The organism is Arthrobacter endolithicus, from assembly GCF_026627425.1.
Lineage (GTDB): Bacteria > Actinomycetota > Actinomycetes > Actinomycetales > Micrococcaceae > Arthrobacter_M.
The window spans coordinates 99,381-118,739 of sequence record NZ_JAPNLH010000005.1 but is presented as its reverse complement, the minus strand read 5'-3'; the positions used below and the strand labels follow the sequence as shown (position 1 = coordinate 118,739).

General features: G+C 60.8%; 15 protein-coding genes and 1 pseudogene. 15 read left to right on the top strand and 1 reads right to left on the bottom strand.

The window, feature by feature from the left end:
- Positions 1-83 precede the first annotated feature (83 nt).
- A complete protein-coding gene (locus tag OS914_RS06145) occupies positions 84-1,298 on the bottom strand; it encodes a DDE-type integrase/transposase/recombinase (protein ID WP_267545174.1) in 1,215 nt (404 codons plus the stop codon).
- A gap of 358 nt (positions 1,299-1,656) precedes the next feature.
- On the opposite strand from OS914_RS06145, the gene rpoB reads away from it, so the two are divergent.
- From rpoB to rplP, 15 genes and pseudogenes are all read left to right on the top strand, one after another.
- A complete protein-coding gene (gene rpoB / locus OS914_RS06140) occupies positions 1,657-5,190 on the top strand; it encodes a DNA-directed RNA polymerase subunit beta (RefSeq protein ID WP_267545173.1) in 3,534 nt (1,177 codons plus the stop codon).
- A 100-nt stretch (positions 5,191-5,290) separates the two neighbouring features.
- Entirely contained in the window at positions 5,291-9,193 is a 3,903-nt protein-coding gene (locus OS914_RS06135) for a DNA-directed RNA polymerase subunit beta' (RefSeq protein ID WP_267545172.1), read from the top strand.
- 347 nt (positions 9,194-9,540) lie between these two features.
- Positions 9,541-9,915 carry a 30S ribosomal protein S12 gene (gene rpsL, locus OS914_RS06130; RefSeq protein WP_196396939.1) on the top strand — a complete coding sequence of 125 codons (375 nt, stop codon included), beginning with the start codon at positions 9,541-9,543 and terminating at the stop codon, positions 9,913-9,915.
- Between the two features lies 1 nt (position 9,916).
- Positions 9,917-10,387 (top strand): 30S ribosomal protein S7, encoded by a 471-nt coding sequence (gene rpsG / locus OS914_RS06125; protein WP_196396940.1) that lies wholly within the window; start codon positions 9,917-9,919, stop codon positions 10,385-10,387.
- Between the two features lie 76 nt (positions 10,388-10,463).
- The gene (gene fusA / locus OS914_RS06120) at positions 10,464-12,566 is read left to right on the top strand and encodes an elongation factor G (RefSeq protein WP_267545171.1); all 2,103 of its coding nucleotides are present in this window, start codon (positions 10,464-10,466) and stop codon (positions 12,564-12,566) included.
- A gap of 158 nt (positions 12,567-12,724) precedes the next feature.
- Positions 12,725-13,915, top strand: coding sequence for an elongation factor Tu (gene tuf / locus OS914_RS06115; protein WP_267545170.1), 1,191 nt, complete (start codon positions 12,725-12,727; stop codon positions 13,913-13,915).
- A 482-nt stretch (positions 13,916-14,397) separates the two neighbouring features.
- Complete coding sequence (gene rpsJ / locus OS914_RS06110) at positions 14,398-14,706, top strand: 30S ribosomal protein S10 (RefSeq protein WP_003803825.1); 309 nt, start codon at positions 14,398-14,400, stop codon at positions 14,704-14,706.
- A gap of 16 nt (positions 14,707-14,722) precedes the next feature.
- Positions 14,723-15,373, top strand: coding sequence for a 50S ribosomal protein L3 (rplC, locus tag OS914_RS06105; RefSeq protein WP_196396942.1), 651 nt, complete (start codon positions 14,723-14,725; stop codon positions 15,371-15,373).
- 5 nt (positions 15,374-15,378) lie between these two features.
- Positions 15,379-15,975 (top strand): annotated as a pseudogene (gene rplD, locus OS914_RS06100) (50S ribosomal protein L4); the annotation flags it as partial.
- A gap of 236 nt (positions 15,976-16,211) precedes the next feature.
- A complete protein-coding gene (rplW, locus tag OS914_RS06095) occupies positions 16,212-16,517 on the top strand; it encodes a 50S ribosomal protein L23 (RefSeq protein WP_196396943.1) in 306 nt (101 codons plus the stop codon).
- A gap of 30 nt (positions 16,518-16,547) precedes the next feature.
- Positions 16,548-17,387 (top strand): 50S ribosomal protein L2, encoded by an 840-nt coding sequence (gene rplB, locus OS914_RS06090; RefSeq protein WP_196396944.1) that lies wholly within the window; start codon positions 16,548-16,550, stop codon positions 17,385-17,387.
- A 12-nt stretch (positions 17,388-17,399) separates the two neighbouring features.
- The gene (rpsS, locus tag OS914_RS06085) at positions 17,400-17,681 is read left to right on the top strand and encodes a 30S ribosomal protein S19 (protein ID WP_196396945.1); all 282 of its coding nucleotides are present in this window, start codon (positions 17,400-17,402) and stop codon (positions 17,679-17,681) included.
- A gap of 38 nt (positions 17,682-17,719) precedes the next feature.
- Positions 17,720-18,085, top strand: a complete 366-nt coding sequence (gene rplV, locus OS914_RS06080; RefSeq protein ID WP_196396946.1) for a 50S ribosomal protein L22 — start codon at positions 17,720-17,722, stop codon at positions 18,083-18,085.
- A complete protein-coding gene (rpsC, locus tag OS914_RS06075) occupies positions 18,086-18,940 on the top strand; it encodes a 30S ribosomal protein S3 (protein ID WP_267545168.1) in 855 nt (284 codons plus the stop codon).
- Positions 18,941-19,357: a 50S ribosomal protein L16 gene (gene rplP, locus OS914_RS06070; RefSeq protein ID WP_196396948.1), complete on the top strand. Its 417-nt coding sequence runs from the start codon at positions 18,941-18,943 to the stop codon at positions 19,355-19,357.
- Positions 19,358-19,359: the final 2 nt, after the last annotated feature.

Below are 19,359 nucleotides of genomic sequence, written 5' to 3'. Positions count from 1 at the left end.
GACACCGGTCTGCCGTGGTGCCTCATGTCAAGATGCTCGCCAAATGAATTCCGCGTGCCTCACCTAAAGTGCTCGCGAAATCGTTAGGCCACCCGTGTTGATTGGGAGTGAGTCTTGGCTGCAGCCAGTCGGATGAGCTGGTCTTGGATATCCACGATCCGTCGGGTCAAGGCAGCCAAATCAACGGTTCGGTAGAGCTCTTCCAAGGCTGCACGCTCCGGCGGCAGCATGATGCCGGTGTCCTTGACTCGGTCCGCAGGGGTGCGGGGCGCATCGTAGTCACGGACGTGTTTGCCGGTGCGGGTTAGCCGGTAGCCGATGGCTTTCTTCGTGGGCAGGAACAGGTTCTTGCGCAGGTTCACTAGCGGCCAGAGCTCGTTGAGCAGGGCCAGTTCGGCGTCGGTGTCGTAGCGGTAGTTGAACGCTGAGCGGCGCACGATATCTCCGTTCTTTTGCTCCACGAATGGGTTGTCGTTGGAGTGGTGGGGCCGGGAGCGGGTCATGCGGATGTTCTGGCTATCAGCCCAGTCAGCGACGGGGTCATTGAGAAATTCTGAACCGTTGTCACTATGCAAATGATCGATCGGGTACGGGAACTGCTGCTGGATTTCGGCCAAGGCTTGGGCAACCCATTTGGAGGCTTTGTTCTTGATGGCCAGATTCACCGTCCAGCCAGTGAACGGATCGGTCACCGTGAGCGTAAAGGCGTATTGGCCCTTGGCCGTGTTTCCACAATGAGCGACGGTATCGATGGCCACCAATCCTGGTTGTCGGTCGATCACTGGGATGCGAGTCATGATCGGAATCTGCTCGGTGTGACGGTTCTTTCGGGATCTGGTTGTGGACTTCCCGTCTGGGTAAAGCTTGAGCTTGTACGGTGCCAGCAGCCGATCGATGGTCGCTGCGCTCATGGCCAGCAACTGCTCCCGCACGCCCGGACTGTAGCGGATGCGCGCAGGTCCGAAAGACCCGGTGCCGACATGGGACCCCATGTTCGCCAGTGTGGCTGCCATGGCCGGAGCAAGGTACTTCCCGCAGGGTTGCCCGGCGATCACCCAGACCCGTTGCAGCACCAGCACGGTGTCATAGCTGTAGCTGCGCGGTCGGGGCTTGCGTTTCACCACGCAGGCCGGTCCACGTCGGATCAGCGCGTTGTGGAGCTGGCGGCGGGCATTGGCCCGAGACCAGCCAACCTCGGTGACTAAGCGGTCCAGAATCTCCCCGCGGCCCTTCTTCGAAGCCCGGAAATACTCCGCAGCTTCCTTCTTCGTGATTTCCCTGCGCGCAGACAACGTCAACCCATAACCCATCCCTCCAGCACAGCAACAGTGCCCGGCCGTGACCAGAGATTTCGCGAGCATTTCTCAAATGCGGCACGCGCCCCATTTCGCGAGCACATTAGATGAGTCTCGTCGTCTGCTCGCAAAACGGGGAGTCGGGGCGTATGATGGACAGTCCATTGGACAGGGGCCGCCCTTTGCCGTATCGTGGAACTTTGCGTCTCCCCTCTTAACCTTCAGCCTTCATATAGCGGTGGGCTTTGCCATGAAATCAGTTGTATTCGCCGAATGCAGCTGGTCAGTTTGGCGTCGAATCAGTTCGAAGAACGGTAAGGGTTGCGCAGAACACGCCTGAAGGTCTGTGGAAGGATCCCTCTTGGTCGCCTCGAGCACCTCTAATGTAAACAGCGCTACTGCAAACAGTGCTACAACCGCTATTGATACCACCAGCACCGACGGTGCCACGCGTCGTATCTCATTCGCCAAGATTCACGAGCCGCTGGACGTTCCGAATCTGCTTGCCCTGCAGACCGAGAGCTTTGACTGGCTCGTCGGCAATGAGCGCTGGCAGTCGCGGATGGACACCGCCGTGAAGTCCGGGGACCAGAGTGTCGCCACCACCTCGGGCTTGGCGGATATCTTCGAAGAGATCTCCCCGATCGAGGACTTCCAGGGCACCATGTCCCTGTCGTTCTCGGAGCCGGAGTTCTCCGATCCCAAGTACACCATGGCCGAGTGCAAGGACCGCGACGCAACGTTTGCGGCTCCGCTGTATGTCAAGGCCGAGTTCATGAACAATAACACCGGCGAGATCAAGCAGCAGACGGTGTTCATGGGGGACTTCCCGTTGATGACGGAGAAGGGTACCTTCGTCATCAACGGTACCGAGCGCGTCGTTGTCTCCCAGCTGGTCCGCTCCCCGGGTGCTTACTTCGAGCGCACCGCGGACAAGACCAGCGACAAGGACATCTTCACCGCCAAGATCATTCCGTCCCGCGGTGCCTGGTTTGAACTAGAGATCGACAAGCGCGACCAGGTCGGCGTCCGCCTTGACCGCAAGCGCAAGCAGTCGGTCACGGTCCTGCTGAAGGCACTGGGCTGGAGCGAGGGCCAGATCCTCGAGGAATTCGGCCAGTACGACTCCATTCGCGCCACGATGGAAAAAGACACTACCGTGACCCGTGAAGATGCCTTGCTGGACATCTACCGGAAGCTGCGACCGGGCGAGCCGCCCACAGTCGAGGCCGCTGACGCGCTGCTGCACAATCTGTACTTCAACCCGAAGCGCTACGATCTGGCCAAGGTTGGCCGCTACAAGATCAACCGCAAGCTGGGCATCGACAAGGCGCTGAACTCCGAGGATGCCTCCGTCCTGGATATCGACGACATCGTTGCGATGATCAAATTCCTCGTTGCACTGCACAACGGTGACAAGACATTGGCCGGCAAGCGTGACGGCAAGGAGCACGAGCTCCGTGTCGAGACAGACGACATCGACCACTTCGGTAACCGCCGCATCCGCGCAGTCGGCGAACTGATCGAGAACCAGGTCCGCACGGGACTTTCCCGGATGGAACGCGTTGTCCGTGAGCGCATGACGACCCAGGATGTCGAAGCGATTACGCCGCAGACCCTGATCAATATCCGCCCGGTCGTAGCAGCCATCAAGGAGTTCTTCGGAACGTCCCAGCTGTCGCAGTTCATGGACCAGAACAACCCGCTGGCCGGTCTGACGCACAAACGCCGTCTTTCCGCGCTGGGCCCGGGTGGTCTGTCCCGTGACCGCGCCGGCATGGAAGTCCGCGACGTCCACCCGTCGCACTACGGACGCATGTGCCCGATTGAAACCCCTGAAGGCCCGAACATTGGGCTGATCGGCTCGCTGGCCTCCTACGGCCGGATCAACCCGTTTGGCTTCATTGAGACGCCGTACCGCAAGGTCTTCAACGGCCATGTGAGCGACGACGTCGATTACCTTACCGCCGATGACGAGGTTGAGGTCGTTATTGCCCAGGCCAACGCGCCGCTGACGGCAACAAGCGATTTCGCCGAGGAAACCGTCCTGGTCCGCCAGCGCGGCGGCGGCGGCGAGCCGGTGCTGATTCCGGCCGCTGAGGTTGAGTACATGGACGTGTCCCCGCGCCAGATGGTGTCGGTGGCTACCGCGCTTATTCCGTTCCTGGAGCATGACGACGCCAACCGCGCCCTGATGGGTGCGAATATGCAGCGTCAGGCCGTGCCGCTGGTCCGTTCCGAGGCTCCCTTCGTGGGCACCGGCATGGAGCGTGCGACCGCGGTGGACGCCGGCGACGTCGTCATCGCCAAAAAGGCGGGCGTGGTTTCCGAGGTTTCGGCCGATCTCGTCGTCATGCTTAACGACGACGGCACCGAGACGAACTACCCGATCGCCAAGTACAACCGCTCCAACCAGGGCACCGCGTACAACCAGCGCGTCCTGGTCTCGGAGGGCCTGCGGCTGGAAGTCGGCGGCATCATTGCCGACGGTCCCGCCACGGATCAAGGTGAGCTGGCACTGGGTAAGAACCTGCTCGTCGCGTTTATGTCCTGGGAAGGGCATAACTACGAGGACGCGATCATTCTCAGCCAGCGCATCGTGGCCGAGGACGTTCTGTCTTCCATTCACATCGAAGAGCATGAAATCGATGCCCGCGACACCAAGCTTGGTGCCGAGGAAATCACCCGTGACATTCCGAACGTCTCCGAGGAGATCCTCGCCGGACTGGACGAACGCGGCATCATCCACATCGGTGCCGAGGTTGAGGCAGGCGACATCCTGGTCGGGAAGGTCACGCCCAAGGGTGAGACGGAGCTGACGCCGGAAGAGCGCCTGCTGCGCGCCATCTTCGGCGAGAAGAGCCGGGAAGTCCGCGACACGTCGCTGAAGGTTCCGCACGGCGAGTCCGGTACCGTCATTGGTGTCCGGATCTTCGACCGCGATTCCGACGACGAGCTGCCTCCGGGCGTTAATCAGCTGGTGCGCATTTACGTGGCCAACAAGCGTAAGATCACCGACGGTGACAAGCTGGCCGGCCGCCACGGTAACAAGGGCGTCATCTCCAAGATCCTGCCGATCGAGGACATGCCGTTCCTGGCCGATGGTACGCCGGTTGACATCGTGCTCAACCCGCTGGGTGTTCCGGGCCGGATGAACGTCGGCCAGGTGCTGGAAACACACCTCGGCTGGGTCGCGAAGACCGGTTGGAACATCGAGGGAGATCCGGAATGGGTCAAGAACCTGCCGAATCTGCCCCGGGTTTCCGGTCAGACGACGGTTGCCACCCCGGTGTTCGACGGCGCACGTGAAGAAGAGATCACCGGTCTGCTCGATTCGACCACGCTCACCCGTGACGGTGTGCGGCTGATCGATTCCTCCGGTAAGACCGTGCTCTTCGACGGCCGCTCGGGCGAGCAGTTCCCGGACCCGATTTCGGTGGGCTACATGTACATCCTCAAGCTTCACCACTTGGTGGACGACAAGATCCACGCCCGCTCCACCGGTCCGTACTCCATGATCACCCAGCAGCCCTTGGGCGGTAAGGCGCAGTTCGGCGGACAGCGCTTTGGTGAGATGGAAGTGTGGGCTCTGGAGGCCTATGGCGCGGCATACACGCTGCAGGAACTGCTGACGATTAAGTCCGATGATATTCACGGCCGCGTGAAGGTCTACGAGGCGATCGTTAAGGGTGAGAACATTCCGGAGCCGGGCATCCCCGAATCCTTCAAGGTTCTGATCAAGGAAATGCAGTCGCTGTGCCTGAACGTGGAAGTGCTTTCCACCGACGGCACCACGATTGAGATGCGTGACTCGGATGAAGAAGTCTTCCGGGCAGCGGAGGAACTGGGCATCGACCTTTCACGGGCCGAGCCGAACTCTGTCGAAGAGGTTTAGCGGATCGACGGCGGCACCCGTACCGTGCCGCCGTCGTCCTCCCTCTTTCCGTACCCGCCTAGACATTCAGACTTAGAGAATTAGAGAGAACAGGGACCATATGTCCAGCGAATCCTCCTTCGGCCTCATGCAGATCGGCCTGGCCACTGCGGATGACATCCGCGACTGGTCGCACGGCGAAGTCAAGAAGCCGGAGACCATCAACTACCGCACGCTCAAGCCCGAGAAAGACGGACTCTTCTGCGAGAAGATCTTCGGCCCATCCCGGGACTGGGAGTGCTACTGCGGCAAGTACAAGCGCGTGCGTTTCAAGGGCATCATCTGTGAGCGCTGCGGCGTCGAGGTAACCCGGGCCAAGGTCCGCCGCGAGCGGATGGGTCACATCGAGCTGGCCGCACCGGTCACGCATATTTGGTACTTCAAGGGTGTCCCGTCGCGTCTGGGGTACCTTCTGGACTTGGCACCGAAGGACCTCGAAAAGGTCATCTACTTCGCCGCCTACATGATTACCAGCGTTGACGAGGAAGCCCGCCACGCCGAGCTGCCGAACCTGCAGGTCGAGCATGACCTGGAGACCAAGCAGCTGGTCGACACCCGCGACTCGGACATCGCCACGGTGGCCCGGGACCTGGAGAACGAGCTTGCCCGTCTCGAGGGCGAGGGTGCCAAGGCTGCCGAGAAGAAGAAGGCCCGCGACTCAGCGGACCGCCAGATGGCCAATATCCGCAAGCGTGCGGACGCGGAGATCGAGCGGCTCACGCAGGTATGGGACCGCTTCAAGGGACTCAAGGTTGCCGATCTGGAAGGCGACGAGGGCCTGTACCGCGAACTGCGGGACCGCTACGGCATGTTCTTCGAAGGCTCCATGGGTGCCGAGGCAATCAAGAAGCGCCTGGAAAACTTCGACATGAACGCCGAGGGCGAACTGCTGCGCGACATCATTGCCAATGGCAAGGGCCAGCGCAAAACCCGTGCCTTGAAGCGGCTGAAGGTGGTTAACGCTTTCCTGACCACCAACAACTCTCCGTTGGGTATGGTGCTGGATGCTGTCCCGGTGATCCCGCCGGAACTGCGTCCCATGGTCCAGCTCGACGGTGGCCGTTTCGCCACCTCGGACCTGAACGACCTGTACCGCCGCGTGATCAACCGCAACAACCGGCTCAAGCGCCTGCTTGATCTGGGCGCACCGGAGATCATCGTCAACAACGAGAAGCGGATGCTTCAGGAAGCCGTCGACAGCCTCTTCGACAACGGCCGCCGCGGCCGTCCGGTCACCGGACCGGGTAACCGTCCGCTGAAGTCGCTCTCCGACATGCTCAAGGGCAAGCAGGGACGATTCCGCCAGAACCTTCTGGGTAAGCGTGTGGATTACTCCGGCCGTTCCGTGATTGTTGTTGGCCCGCAGCTGAAACTGCACCAGTGTGGTCTGCCCAAGCAGATGGCTCTGGAGCTCTTCAAGCCGTTCGTGATGAAGCGCCTGGTGGATCTGAACCACGCGCAGAACATCAAGAGCGCCAAGCGCATGGTTGAGCGTTTCCGCCCGCAGGTCTGGGATGTTCTCGAAGAGATCATCACCGAGCACCCGGTACTGCTGAACCGCGCACCAACCCTGCACCGTTTGGGCATCCAGGCGTTCGAGCCTCAGTTGGTTGAAGGCAAGGCAATCCAGCTTCACCCGCTGGTTTGTGGCGCTTTCAACGCTGACTTCGACGGCGACCAGATGGCTGTGCACCTGCCGCTGAGCCCCGAGGCCCAGGCCGAGGCGCGCATCCTGATGCTGTCCTCGAACAACATCCTCAAGCCCTCGGATGGCCGCCCGGTGACCCTCCCTTCGCAGGATATGATCATCGGTCTGTACCACCTGACCACCAAGCGCTCCGGCTCCGCCGGGGAAGGCAGGTCCTTCACGAGCGCAGCGGAGGCCATTATGGCCCACGATGCGGGCGTGCTGCACCTGAACTCCCAGGTCAAGATCCGGCTGGACAACTTTGTCCCGTACGCGGGCTGGGAAGCTCCGGAAGGCTGGGAGGCCGGTCAGCCGGCCATCGTCACCACCTCGCTGGGACAAGTCATCTTCAATGAGACCCTGCCTGAGGATTATCCCTGGGTGGAAAATGTTGCGGACAAGGGTGAACTGTCCACGATCGTGAACGATTTGGCCGAGCGGTACCCGAAGGTTGTTGTCGCGGCAACGCTGGATAACCTCAAGGATGCCGGTTTCTACTGGGCCACCCGCTCCGGTGTGACCGTGGCCATCTCCGACATTGAGGTGCCCAAGGAAAAGCCCGCCATCCTGGAAGGCTATGAAGCCAAGGCAGCCAAGGTCCAGTCCCAGTTCGAGAAGGGCCTGATCGCCGATGACGAGCGTCGCCAGGAACTGATCGACATCTGGAACCAGGCCACCAACGAGATCGCCGATGTGATGCGGAAGAACCTGTCTGCATCCAACACGATCAACCGGATGGTTTCCTCCGGCGCCCGTGGTAACTGGATGCAGGTCCGTCAGATTGCCGGTATCCGTGGTCTGGTGGCCAACCCCAAGGGTGAAATTATTCCGCGCCCGATCAAGTCCTCCTACCGTGAGGGCCTGTCGGTGCTGGAATACTTCATCGCCACCCACGGTGCCCGTAAGGGCCTGGCAGATACAGCTCTGCGTACCGCCAACTCGGGTTACCTGACCCGTCGATTGGTGGACGTTTCGCAGGACGTCATTGTCCGCGAGGACGACTGCGGCACCGAGCGGGGCCTGACCCTGCCAATCGCCGTAGCGGATGCGAACGGTGAATTGACGTTGCATGAGGAGGTCGAGAACAGCGTTTACGCCCGTACTCTCGCCACCGAGGTCGTCGATTCCAAGGGCAAGGTGCTCGCCGAGGCGGGAGCCGACGTCGGCGATGTGCTGATCGGCGAACTGTTCGCTGCCGGCATTACCGATGTGAAGGTCCGCTCCGTGCTGACCTGCGAGTCCAGCGTCGGTACCTGTGCACTGTGCTACGGACGCTCGCTCGCGACGGGTAAGACCGTGGACATCGGTGAGGCCGTCGGTATTATTGCCGCACAGTCCATTGGTGAGCCCGGCACGCAGCTGACCATGCGTACGTTCCACACCGGCGGCGCTGTTTCCGCCAACCGCGGTGAGGACATCACACAGGGTCTGCCGCGTATCCAGGAGCTCTTCGAGGCCCGGACCCCTAAGGGTGTTGCACCGATCGCGGAAGCGGCCGGCCGCATCACCATTGAGGAGACCGAGCGCCAGATGCGTCTGGTACTGACTCCGGACGACGGTTCCGAGGAGATTGCCTACCCGGTGCTGCGCCGGGCGCGTCTGCAGGTTGCCGACGGCGACCATGTAGAGGTGGGCGAGAAGCTGGTAGTGGGTGCGGTTGACCCGAAGCAGGTGCTGCGTATTCTCGGGCCGCGTGCGGCTCAGAAGCACCTGGTGGAGGAAGTCCAGCGCGTCTACCGCAGCCAGGGCGTGGGTATCCACGATAAGCATGTCGAGGTTATCGTCCGCCAGATGCTGCGCCGCGTCACGGTCATTGAGTCCGGGGAATCCAACCTTCTGCCCGGTGAACTGGCAGAGCGCGGACGGTTCGAATCCGAGAACCGCCGCGTGGTCTCCGAAGGCAAGCAGCCGGCGTCGGGACGTAACGAGCTGATGGGTATCACCAAGGCATCGCTGGCCACCGAATCCTGGCTGTCCGCAGCGTCCTTCCAGGAAACCACCCGCGTCCTGACGCAGGCGGCCATGGAAGGCAAGAGCGATCCGCTGTTGGGCCTGAAGGAGAACGTCATCATCGGTAAGCTGATCCCTGCCGGGACCGGCCTGCCGCGCTACACCAACGTCAAGGTGGAGCCGACCGAGGAAGCAAAGGCCAATCTGTTCACCGGCCCGAGCGCCTTCAGCGACTTCGACTACACCGGCGTTGGCTCGGACCTCTCGCCCGAGTTCCATGCCATCCCGTTGGATGACTATGATCTGGGCGCCGGTTTCAGCAACTAGCGTTACCCTTAAGAGGCAGTGAACGGCGAACGGCCCCGCACCAGTGGTGCGGGGCCGTTCCCGTCGCCATCGTCAGCCCGTCGCCGTCGTCAGCCCGTCGCCGTCGTCAGCACGTCGCCGTCGTTAGCCTTGGCGACGGCGTGTTAGACTGGATAACAATCGTTAGTGTGGCAGTGGATGAGTGTGTTCTAAGGCGTTGGCCTCCGAACACAGTTCCGGGTTGCAGGGTTCTTGTGCAACGGATGCCACATTTTTGCATGCCTAGGCGCAGTCAGAAGGCGCGGGGTGCGAGGACAAATTGACAGCAACACGAGAACCATCTCGAGGAAAAAACGGAGAACTGATAAGTGCCTACGATTCAGCAGTTGGTCCGCAAGGGCCGCTCCCCTAAAATCTCAAAGACCAAGGCTCCGGCCCTTAAGGGAAGCCCGATGCGCCGGGGCGTATGCACCCGCGTCTACACCACCACCCCAAAGAAGCCGAACTCGGCTCTGCGGAAGGTCGCCCGCGTGCGGCTCAACGGTGGCGTCGAAGTTACCGCGTACATTCCCGGCGTTGGTCACAACCTTCAGGAGCACTCCATTGTGCTCGTCCGCGGCGGTCGCGTTAAGGACCTTCCCGGTGTTCGATACAAGATTGTCCGCGGTGCACTTGATACCCAGGGCGTAAAGAACCGCAAGCAGGCCCGCAGCCGCTACGGTGCGAAGATGGAGAAGAAGTAATATGCCTCGTAAGGGTCCGGCCCCCAAGCGGCCGCTAGTCATTGATCCCGTTTACGGTTCGCCGTTGGTCACGCAGTTGATCAACAAGGTTCTCGTCGACGGCAAAAAGTCCACCGCGGAGCGCATCGTTTACGGTGCACTTGCCGGTGCGCAGGAGAAGTCCGGCGGAGACCCCGTGGCCGCTCTGAAGAAGGCGATGGAGAACATCAAGCCCAGCCTTGAGGTCAAGTCCCGCCGTGTTGGTGGAGCCACCTACCAGGTCCCCGTTGAGGTCAAGCCGGGCCGCGCAACCGCTCTGGCGCTGCGTTGGTTGGTTGGCTACTCCAAGGGCCGCCGCGAGAAGACCATGACCGAGCGTCTGCGTAACGAGATCCTGGATGCCTCCAACGGTCTTGGTGCGGCCGTGAAGCGCCGCGAAGACACTCATAAGATGGCCGAGTCCAACAAGGCCTTCGCCCACTACCGCTGGTAGAACCTTCCGGCCGACGACGGCGGCACTAGCCTGACGTCGTCGGCCGGAACAAGGCTTTCCGACAAAGGGAGACACCGTGGCACTCGACGTGCTTACAGACCTGAGCAAGGTCCGCAATATTGGCATCATGGCTCACATTGATGCAGGCAAGACCACCACCACCGAGCGCATCCTGTTCTACACGGGTGTGAACCACAAAATTGGCGAAACGCACGACGGTGCCTCGACCATGGACTGGATGGCACAGGAGCAGGAACGTGGCATCACCATCACGTCCGCCGCTACCACCTGCTTCTGGGACAACAACCAGATCAACATCATTGACACCCCCGGTCACGTCGACTTCACCGTAGAGGTTGAGCGCTCGCTGCGCGTCCTCGACGGCGCTGTCGCCGTGTTCGACGGCAAGGAAGGCGTGGAGCCGCAGTCCGAGACTGTCTGGCGCCAGGCCGACAAGTACGACGTTCCGCGGATCTGTTTCGTCAATAAGATGGACAAGCTCGGCGCGGACTTCTACTTCACGGTAGACACCATCATCAAGCGCTTGGGCGCCAAGCCGCTGGTTCTCCAGTTGCCGATCGGTGCCGAGAGTGACTTTGAAGGCGTGATCGACCTGATCGAGATGCGTGCGCTGACGTGGCGCGGCGAGACCGAGATGGGCGCGAAGTACGATATCGAGCCGATTCCGGCCGATCTGCAGGCCAAGGCCGAAGAGTACCGCGCAGCCATGCTTGAGACCGTTGCCGAGTCCGACGACGAGCTGATGGAGAAATACCTCAGCGGTGAAGAGCTCACCGTCGCGGAGATCAAAGCCGGCATCCGTACGCTGACCGTCAGCAGCCAGGTTTACCCCGTGCTGTGTGGTTCCGCGTTCAAGAACAAGGGCGTGCAGCCGATGCTGGACGCTGTTGTTTCCTACCTTCCCTCGCCGCTGGATGTTCCCGATATCCAGGGACACGACGTCCGCGATGAAGAGAAGGTCGTCACGCGTGAGGCCAATTCGCAGGCGCCGTTCTCGGCACTGGCGTTCAAGGTGGTCACGCACCCGTTCTTCGGGCGCCTTACCTACATCCGCGTGTATTCCGGGCATGCTTCGTCCGGAACGCAGGTGCTGAACTCCACGAAGAATAAGAAGGAGCGCATCGGCAAGCTGTTCCAGATGCACGCCAACAAGGAAAACCCGGTTGACGGGGTGACCACGGGGCATATCTACGCGGCCATTGGCCTCAAGGACACGACCACTGGTGACACCCTGTGCGATCTGGCCAATCCGATTGTGCTGGAGTCCATGAGCTTCCCGGAGCCCGTGATTTCCGTCGCTATCGAACCGAAGACCAAGGGCGACCAGGAGAAGCTTTCCACGGCTATCCAGAAGCTCTCTGAAGAGGATCCGACCTTCCAGGTCTCCCTCAATGAGGACACAGGCCAGACGATCATCGCCGGTATGGGTGAGCTTCACCTGGATATCCTGGTCGACCGGATGCGCCGCGAGTTCCACGTTGAAGCTAACGTGGGTAAGCCGCAGGTGGCCTACCGCGAAACCATCAAGCGCGCCGTCGTCAAGCACGACTACACCCACAAGAAGCAGACCGGTGGATCAGGTCAGTTTGCCAAGGTGCAGATCGCGATTGAGCCAATGGAGGTTCAAGAGGGCGTCCTGTATGCCTTCGAAAACAAAGTCAGCGGTGGCCGTATCCCGCGGGAATACATCCCCAGCGTGGATGCCGGAATCCAGGATGCGCTCAACGATGGTGTGCTGGCCGGTTACCCGGTCGTCGGCATTAGGGCAAAGCTGCTTGACGGCGCCTACCACGACGTTGACTCGTCCGAAATGGCGTTCAAGATCGCCGGCCGGATGGCTTTCAAGGAAGCCGCACGGATGGCGAACCCGGTTCTGCTCGAACCGCTGATGGAAGTTGAAGTCCGCACCCCTGAGGAATACATGGGTGAAGTAATCGGTGACCTCAACTCCCGTCGTGGCCAGATGCAGTCGATGGAGGATGCAAGCGGCGTGAAGGTTATTGTCGCCCATGTGCCGCTGTCCGGAATGTTCGGATACATCGGTGACCTTCGGTCCAAGACCCAGGGCCGCGCCGTGTACTCGATGAAGTTCGATAGCTACTCCGAGGTCCCGAAGGCAGTAGCCGACGAGATCATCCAGAAGAACCGCGGCGAGTAGCAACAGCACGTAGCAACAAAGCCCAGGGCATTGCAGTGGATGCCCTGGGAACCTGCAATTTCACCAAACCCAAAGCCCCCCAGTAGACTTGCTGAAGTTTCAGTAGCGAAAAGCGCCGCTGACGAGTAAGTCTTCTCAAAACGTTCTAGGAGGAACCTGTGGCAAAGGCAAAGTTCGAGCGGACTAAGCCGCACGTTAACATCGGCACCATCGGTCACGTTGACCATGGAAAGACGACGTTGACGGCTGCCATCTCCAAGGTACTGTACGACAAGTACCCCACGATCAACGAGCAGCGCGACTTCGCGTCGATTGATTCTGCTCCTGAGGAGAAGCAACGCGGCATTACCATCAACATTTCCCATGTTGAGTACCAGACCGAGAAGCGTCACTACGCACACGTAGACGCTCCCGGCCACGCTGACTACATCAAGAACATGATCACTGGTGCAGCCCAGATGGACGGCGCGATCCTCGTGGTTGCCGCTACCGACGGCCCGATGGCCCAGACCCGCGAGCACGTTCTGCTCGCCCGCCAGGTCGGCGTTCCCTACCTGCTGGTCGCGCTGAACAAGTCGGACATGGTCGACGATGAAGAGTTGTTGGACCTCGTTGAAATGGAAGTTCGTGAGCTGCTCACCGCGCAGAACTTCGATGGCGACAACGTCCCGGTGGTCCGCGTGTCGGGCCTGAAGGCCCTCGAAGGCGATCCGGTATGGGTCAAGTCCGTTGAGGACCTGATGGACGCTGTCGACAACAACGTCCCGGACCCGATCCGCGACAAGGACAAGCCGTTCCTGATGCCGGTTGAAGATGTCTTCACCATCACCGGCCGTGGAACCGTTGTGACGGGTCGCGCCGAGCGCGGTACCCTCAAGATCAACTCTGAGGTTGAGATTGTCGGTATCCGCCCGGTTCAGAAGACCACCGTTACCGGTATTGAGATGTTCCACAAGCAGCTCGACGAGGCATGGGCCGGCGAGAACTGTGGTCTGCTGCTGCGCGGTATCAAGCGCGAAGACGTAGAGCGTGGCCAGGTTATCGTAAAGCCGGGTTCCATCACCCCGCACACCGATTTCGAAGCCAACGTCTACATCCTGGCCAAGGATGAAGGCGGGCGTCACAACCCGTTCTACTCCAACTACCGCCCGCAGTTCTACTTCCGCACCACGGATGTTACCGGCGTCATCACCCTGCCTGAGGGCACGGAAATGGTTATGCCCGGCGACAACACCGAAATGACGGTCGCGCTGATCCAGCCGATCGCCATGGAAGAAGGCCTCGGCTTCGCTATCCGCGAAGGTGGCCGCACCGTCGGCTCAGGCCGTGTCACCAAGATCATCAAGTAGCCTCTGGCCGCTTAGCTGATATGAGCCAAGGCGCCTCTCCACTTCGGTGGCGGGGCGCCTTTGGCGTTTCCCGGCAGTAACCGGCCAGCAGTAGCCAGCTGGCAGTAACCAACCGGTGGATTCGCGTTTCGCCGGTGAATCCGGCATACTGGATAAGTTGTTCAAGCGCTTCTTCGTGTCCCGATCGAGATAATGCTCGGTGTCAGGGTCCAAGCTGAAGACCAAACATAACCCACCTCCATACGTTCTATGGGTGTGTACGCGGCAAATCTGCGACACGCCCGAGCGCGGGGGTCGGAGCTTCGGCCGATTGAGGAACCCGGACATGTCCGGATTCAGTCCGTTGGAAGCGTGGCGGTCACGCACCGCACCGCCGTAATCCCGGTCACACGGGATCTGCGGCAGAACGAGTAAGTCAACAGCGTTTAGTCAACAGTGCTGCTAATGCAGGGCGCTATGTCAGGAAAGAGAGTCACGACGCCATGGCGGGACAAAAAATCCGCATCCGGCTGAAGTCATATGACCATGAGGTCATTGACGTATCAGCACGGAAGATCGTTGAGACGGTCACGCGCGCAGGCGCAACGGTAGTCGGCCCGGTGCCGCTGCCGACGGAAAAGAACGTGTACTGCGTTATCCGTTCGCCTCACAAATACAAGGACAGCCGCGAGCACTTTGAAATGCGCACGCACAAGCGTCTGATCGACATTATCGACCCCACGCCGAAGGCTGTTGACTCGCTTATGCGTCTTGACCTGCCGGCCGACGTGAACATCGAAATCAAGCTGTAGAGGGGGCTGAGAAACTATGACCGCTACCCGCAACGTTAAGGGCATCCTGGGCACGAAGCTCGGCATGACCCAGGTTTGGGACGCTGACAACCGCCTCGTGCCGGTTACCGTCGTTCAGGCCGACTCGAACGTCATCACCCAGCTGCGCAATGCAGAAGTTGATGGCTACACCGCCGTCCAGATCGGCTACGGCCAGATCGACCCGCGCAAGGTGACAAAGCCGCTGGCTGGTCACTTTGACAAGGCCGGCGTCACACCCCGCCGCCACGTCGTCGAACTGCGCACCGCAGACGCCGCGGACTATTCCCTCGGCCAGGAGCTCTCAGTGGAGATCTTCGAGGCCGGCCAGAAGGTCGACGTCGTCGGCACTTCCAAGGGTAAGGGCTTCGCCGGCGTTATGAAACGCCACGGCTTCCACGGTGTCGGTGCCTCCCATGGTGCCCACAAGAACCACCGTAAGCCCGGCTCCATCGGTGGCGCGTCCACCCCCAGCCGCGTTTTCAAGGGCGTGCGCATGGCCGGTCGCATGGGCGCCGTCCGTCACACCACGCTGAACCTTACGGTTCACGGCGTAGACGCCGAGAAGTCGCTGCTGCTCATCAAGGGTGCCGTCCCCGGCGCCCGCGGCCAGGTCGTCCTCGTACGCACCGCCGTGAAGGGAGCATAACCACAATGGCTAAGACTATTTCCGTAGACCTGCCTGCAGAGATCTTCGACGTTCAGACGAACGTGCCGCTGCTGCACCAGGTCGTCGTGGCACAGCTTGCTGCTGCCCGTCAAGGTACGCACAAGACCAAGACCCGCGCCGAGGTATCCGGTGCCGGCCGCAAGCCGTTCAAGCAGAAGGGTACCGGCCGGGCCCGTCAGGGTTCCATCCGCGCCCCTCACATGACCGGTGGTGGCGTTGTCCACGGACCGACTCCGCGTGACTACTCCCAGCGCACACCCAAGAAGATGAAGGCCGCCGCACTGCGCGGTGCTTTGTCGGACCGGGCACGCAACGGCCGTATCCACGTAGTGGCTGATCTGGTGACCGGCACCAAGCCGTCCGCCAAGGAAGCGCTGACCGCGCTTCGTGCATTGAGCAGCCGGAAGAACCTGCTGGTTGCGATCGAGCGGTCCAACGATGTTGTAGCGCTCTCGGTGCGCAACCTGCCCGATCTGCACGTGCTGTACGTAGATCAGCTGAACACCTACGACGTGTTGGTTTCCGACGACGTCATCTTCACGAAGCCTGCCTACGACGCATTCGTCTCCGGCAACGCCGCTGCTGAGGCATTTGCCTCCAGTGCGCTGCTGGACTTCGACACGGTCGAGATCACAGCCGAATTTGCAGCTGACGCTGCGGGGGCTGAAGAAGCAGTTGTCGTTGAAGTTGCCGCTCCGACGGCCGCACCCAAGGCCAAGGCTGCTCCGAAGGCCAAGGCTGCTCCGAAGGCGAAAGCTGCTCCGAAGGCTTCGGCCAAGGCTGCTGCCGAGGCCCCAGTCACCGAGGAGGACGCCAAGTGAGCGCCGCCACCATCAAGGATCCGCGCGACGTCGTCATTGCACCCGTCGTATCGGAAAAGAGCTATGGCTTGATCGACGAAGGTAAGTACACCTTCCTGGTTGACCCTCGCTCGAACAAGACCGAGATCAAATTGGCCGTGGAGAAAATTTTCTCCGTCAAGGTCGAATCGATCAACACTCTCAATCGTGCCGGTAAGCGCAAGCGGACCAAGTTCGGGTGGGGTCAGCGCAAGGGTACCAAGCGTGCCATTGTGACCCTCAAAGAAGGCACAATCGACATCTTCGGCGGTCCGCTTTCATAAGCGGAGACCACTTTAACGAGGAAATAAAACATGGGAATCCGTAAATACAAGCCGACAACCCCGGGCCGTCGCGGCTCGAGCGTTGCCGACTTCACCGAAATCACGCGGTCGACGCCGGAGAAGTCTCTGGTCCGTCCGCTCCCCAAAAAGGGTGGCCGCAATAACACCGGTCGTATCACGACTCGTCATAAGGGCGGTGGCCACAAGCGCCAGTACCGTCTGATTGACTTCCGTCGTCACGACAAAGACGGTGTTAACGCCCGTGTTGCTGAGATCGAATATGATCCCAACCGCACCGCGCGCATTGCGTTGCTGCACTACCTTGATGGCACCAAGCGGTACATCATTGCTCCGAACAAGCTCAAGCAGGGTGACTTTGTTGAGGCCGGCGCCAGTGCCGACATCAAGCCGGGTAACAACCTGCCGCTGCGCAACATCCCGGTGGGTACCGTTATCCACGCTGTGGAGTTGCGTCCCGGAGGCGGCGCCAAGATGGCCCGCTCCGCCGGAGCGTCTGTCCAGCTCGTCGCCAAGGAGGGCCGCTTCGCTCAGCTGCGTCTGCCGTCCGGCGAAATCCGCAACGTCGACGTCCGCTGCCGCGCGACGATCGGCGAGGTCGGTAACGCTGAACAGTCCAACATCAACTGGGGTAAGGCCGGCCGTATGCGCTGGAAGGGTGTCCGCCCGACCGTGCGCGGCGTAGCCATGAACCCCGTTGATCACCCCCATGGTGGTGGTGAGGGTAAGACTTCCGGTGGACGTCACCCTGTTAACCCGAACGGTAAGCCCGAGGGCCGTACCCGCCGTCCGAACAAAGAGAGCGACAAACTCATTGTGCGTCGCCGTCGTACTGGCAAGAACAAGCGATAGGAGCCTGGACACATGCCACGCAGCCTGAAAAAAGGTCCCTTCGTTGACCAGCACCTCTTTGTCAAGGTCGCTAAGGAAAACGAAAAGGGAACCAAGAACGTAATCAAGACCTGGTCCCGCCGCTCGATGATCATCCCGGACATGCTGGGACACACGATTGCCGTGCATGACGGGCGCAAGCACATCCCCGTGTTTGTCACCGAGTCGATGGTCGGGCATAAGCTCGGCGAATTCGCTCTGACGCGGACATTCCGCGGCCATGTGAAGGACGACCGTAAGGGCAAGCGCCGCTAGGCGCCTGCACTTACGGCTAAGACGAGAGAAGGATAGCAATGGAAGCCAAGGCAATTGCGCGTCATATTCGCGTAACGCCTATGAAGGCCCGGCGCGTCGTCAACCTGATTCGTGGCAAGCAGGCGAATGAGGCAATGGCGATACTGAAGTTTGCCCCCCAGGCAGCTTCAGAACCGGTCTTCAAGGTACTCCAGTCCGCAATGGCTAACGCCCGCGTACTGGCTGACCGCGACAGCGTCGCGTTTGATGAAGGCGATTTGTACATCAGCGAAGCATTCGTTGATGAAGGCGCAACGATGAAGCGGTTCCGGCCGCGGGCCCAGGGCCGTGCGTTCCAGATCAAGAAGCGCACCAGTCACATCACTCTGGTCGTTGCAACTCCCGAGAAAGAGGAGGCTCGCTAAGTGGGACAGAAAGTAAACCCGCACGGGTTCCGACTCGGCATCACCACCGACCATGTTTCGCACTGGTTTGCTGACAGCAACAAGGCCGGCCAGCGGTACAAGGATTTTGTCCGCGAGGACATCAAAATCCGTGCACTTATGTCCACCGGCATGGAGCGCGCCGGCATCTCCAAGGTTGAGATCGAGCGCACCCGGGACCGCGTTCGTGTGGATATCCACACGGCCCGCCCGGGTATCGTGATCGGCCGCAGGGGAGCTGAGGCTGACCGCATCCGCGGCGAGCTGGAAAAGCTCACCAACAAGCAGGTGCAGCTGAACATCCTGGAAGTAAAGAACCCGGAAGCAGATGCACAGCTGGTTGCGCAGGGTATCGCCGAGCAGCTGACTTCACGTGTGGCGTTCCGCCGCGCGATGAAGAAGGCCATGCAGTCGGCCCAGCGCACCGGCAGCGTCAAGGGCATCCGTGTCGCTTGTGCTGGCCGTCTGGGCGGGGCTGAAATGTCCCGCACGGAGTTCTACCGCGAAGGTCGTGTGCCCCTGCACACCCTGCGTGCCAACATTGATTACGGCTTCTTTGAAGCCAAGACGGTGTTTGGCCGCATCGGTGTCAAGGTCTGGATCTACAAGGGTGACGTCACGAGCAAGGAACTGGCTGCCCAGGCAGCCGCGGCTCCTTCCCGTGGCCGTGCACCCCGCAGGGAAGACGATCGCGGACCTCGTGGCGGCGCTGGCGCCCCTCGTGGCGGCGACCGTCGTCGTAATGACCGTCCGCAGGCCGATGCAGCAGAAACTGCAGGTGCCGCAGCAGCAGCGCCCGCAGCGGCCGCACCGGCAGCAGAAGGAGGACAGGCTTAAATGCTTATCCCACGTCGAGTTAGGTTCCGCAAGCAGCACCACCCCGGCCGTTCCGGCCAGGCAACAGGCGGTACCACGGTCACTTTCGGTGACTGGGGAATCCAGGCGCTGACTCCGGCCTATGTAACGAACCGTCAGATCGAGTCCGCTCGTATCGCCATGACGCGTCACATCAAGCGAGGCGGAAAGGTCTGGATCAATATCTATCCTGACCGTCCGTTGACCAAGAAGCCGGCCGAAACCCGCATGGGTTCCGGTAAGGGTTCACCCGAGTGGTGGATCGCCAACGTCAAACCGGGCCGCGTTCTCTTCGAACTGTCCGGTGTCAATGAAGAGGTAGCTCGTGAGGCACTGCGCCTGGCAATCCACAAGCTGCCCTTGAAAGCACGCATTGTGCGTCGCGAAGGTGGTGAATAGAA

What these genes read in the sequence shown, in the direction of transcription:
- OS914_RS06135 (WP_267545172.1), top strand. Translation starts at nt 5,291, where the DNA reads ATGTCCAGCGAATCCTCCTTCGGCCTCATGCAGATCGGCCTGGCCACT.
- rpsG (WP_196396940.1), top strand. Translation starts at nt 9,917, where the DNA reads ATGCCTCGTAAGGGTCCGGCCCCCAAGCGGCCGCTAGTCATTGATCCC.
- rpsJ (WP_003803825.1), top strand. Translation starts at nt 14,398, where the DNA reads ATGGCGGGACAAAAAATCCGCATCCGGCTGAAGTCATATGACCATGAG.
- rplC (WP_196396942.1), top strand. Translation starts at nt 14,723, where the DNA reads ATGACCGCTACCCGCAACGTTAAGGGCATCCTGGGCACGAAGCTCGGC.
- rplB (WP_196396944.1), top strand. Translation starts at nt 16,548, where the DNA reads ATGGGAATCCGTAAATACAAGCCGACAACCCCGGGCCGTCGCGGCTCG.
- rpsS (WP_196396945.1), top strand. Translation starts at nt 17,400, where the DNA reads ATGCCACGCAGCCTGAAAAAAGGTCCCTTCGTTGACCAGCACCTCTTT.
- rplV (WP_196396946.1), top strand. Translation starts at nt 17,720, where the DNA reads ATGGAAGCCAAGGCAATTGCGCGTCATATTCGCGTAACGCCTATGAAG.
- rplP (WP_196396948.1), top strand. Translation starts at nt 18,941, where the DNA reads ATGCTTATCCCACGTCGAGTTAGGTTCCGCAAGCAGCACCACCCCGGC.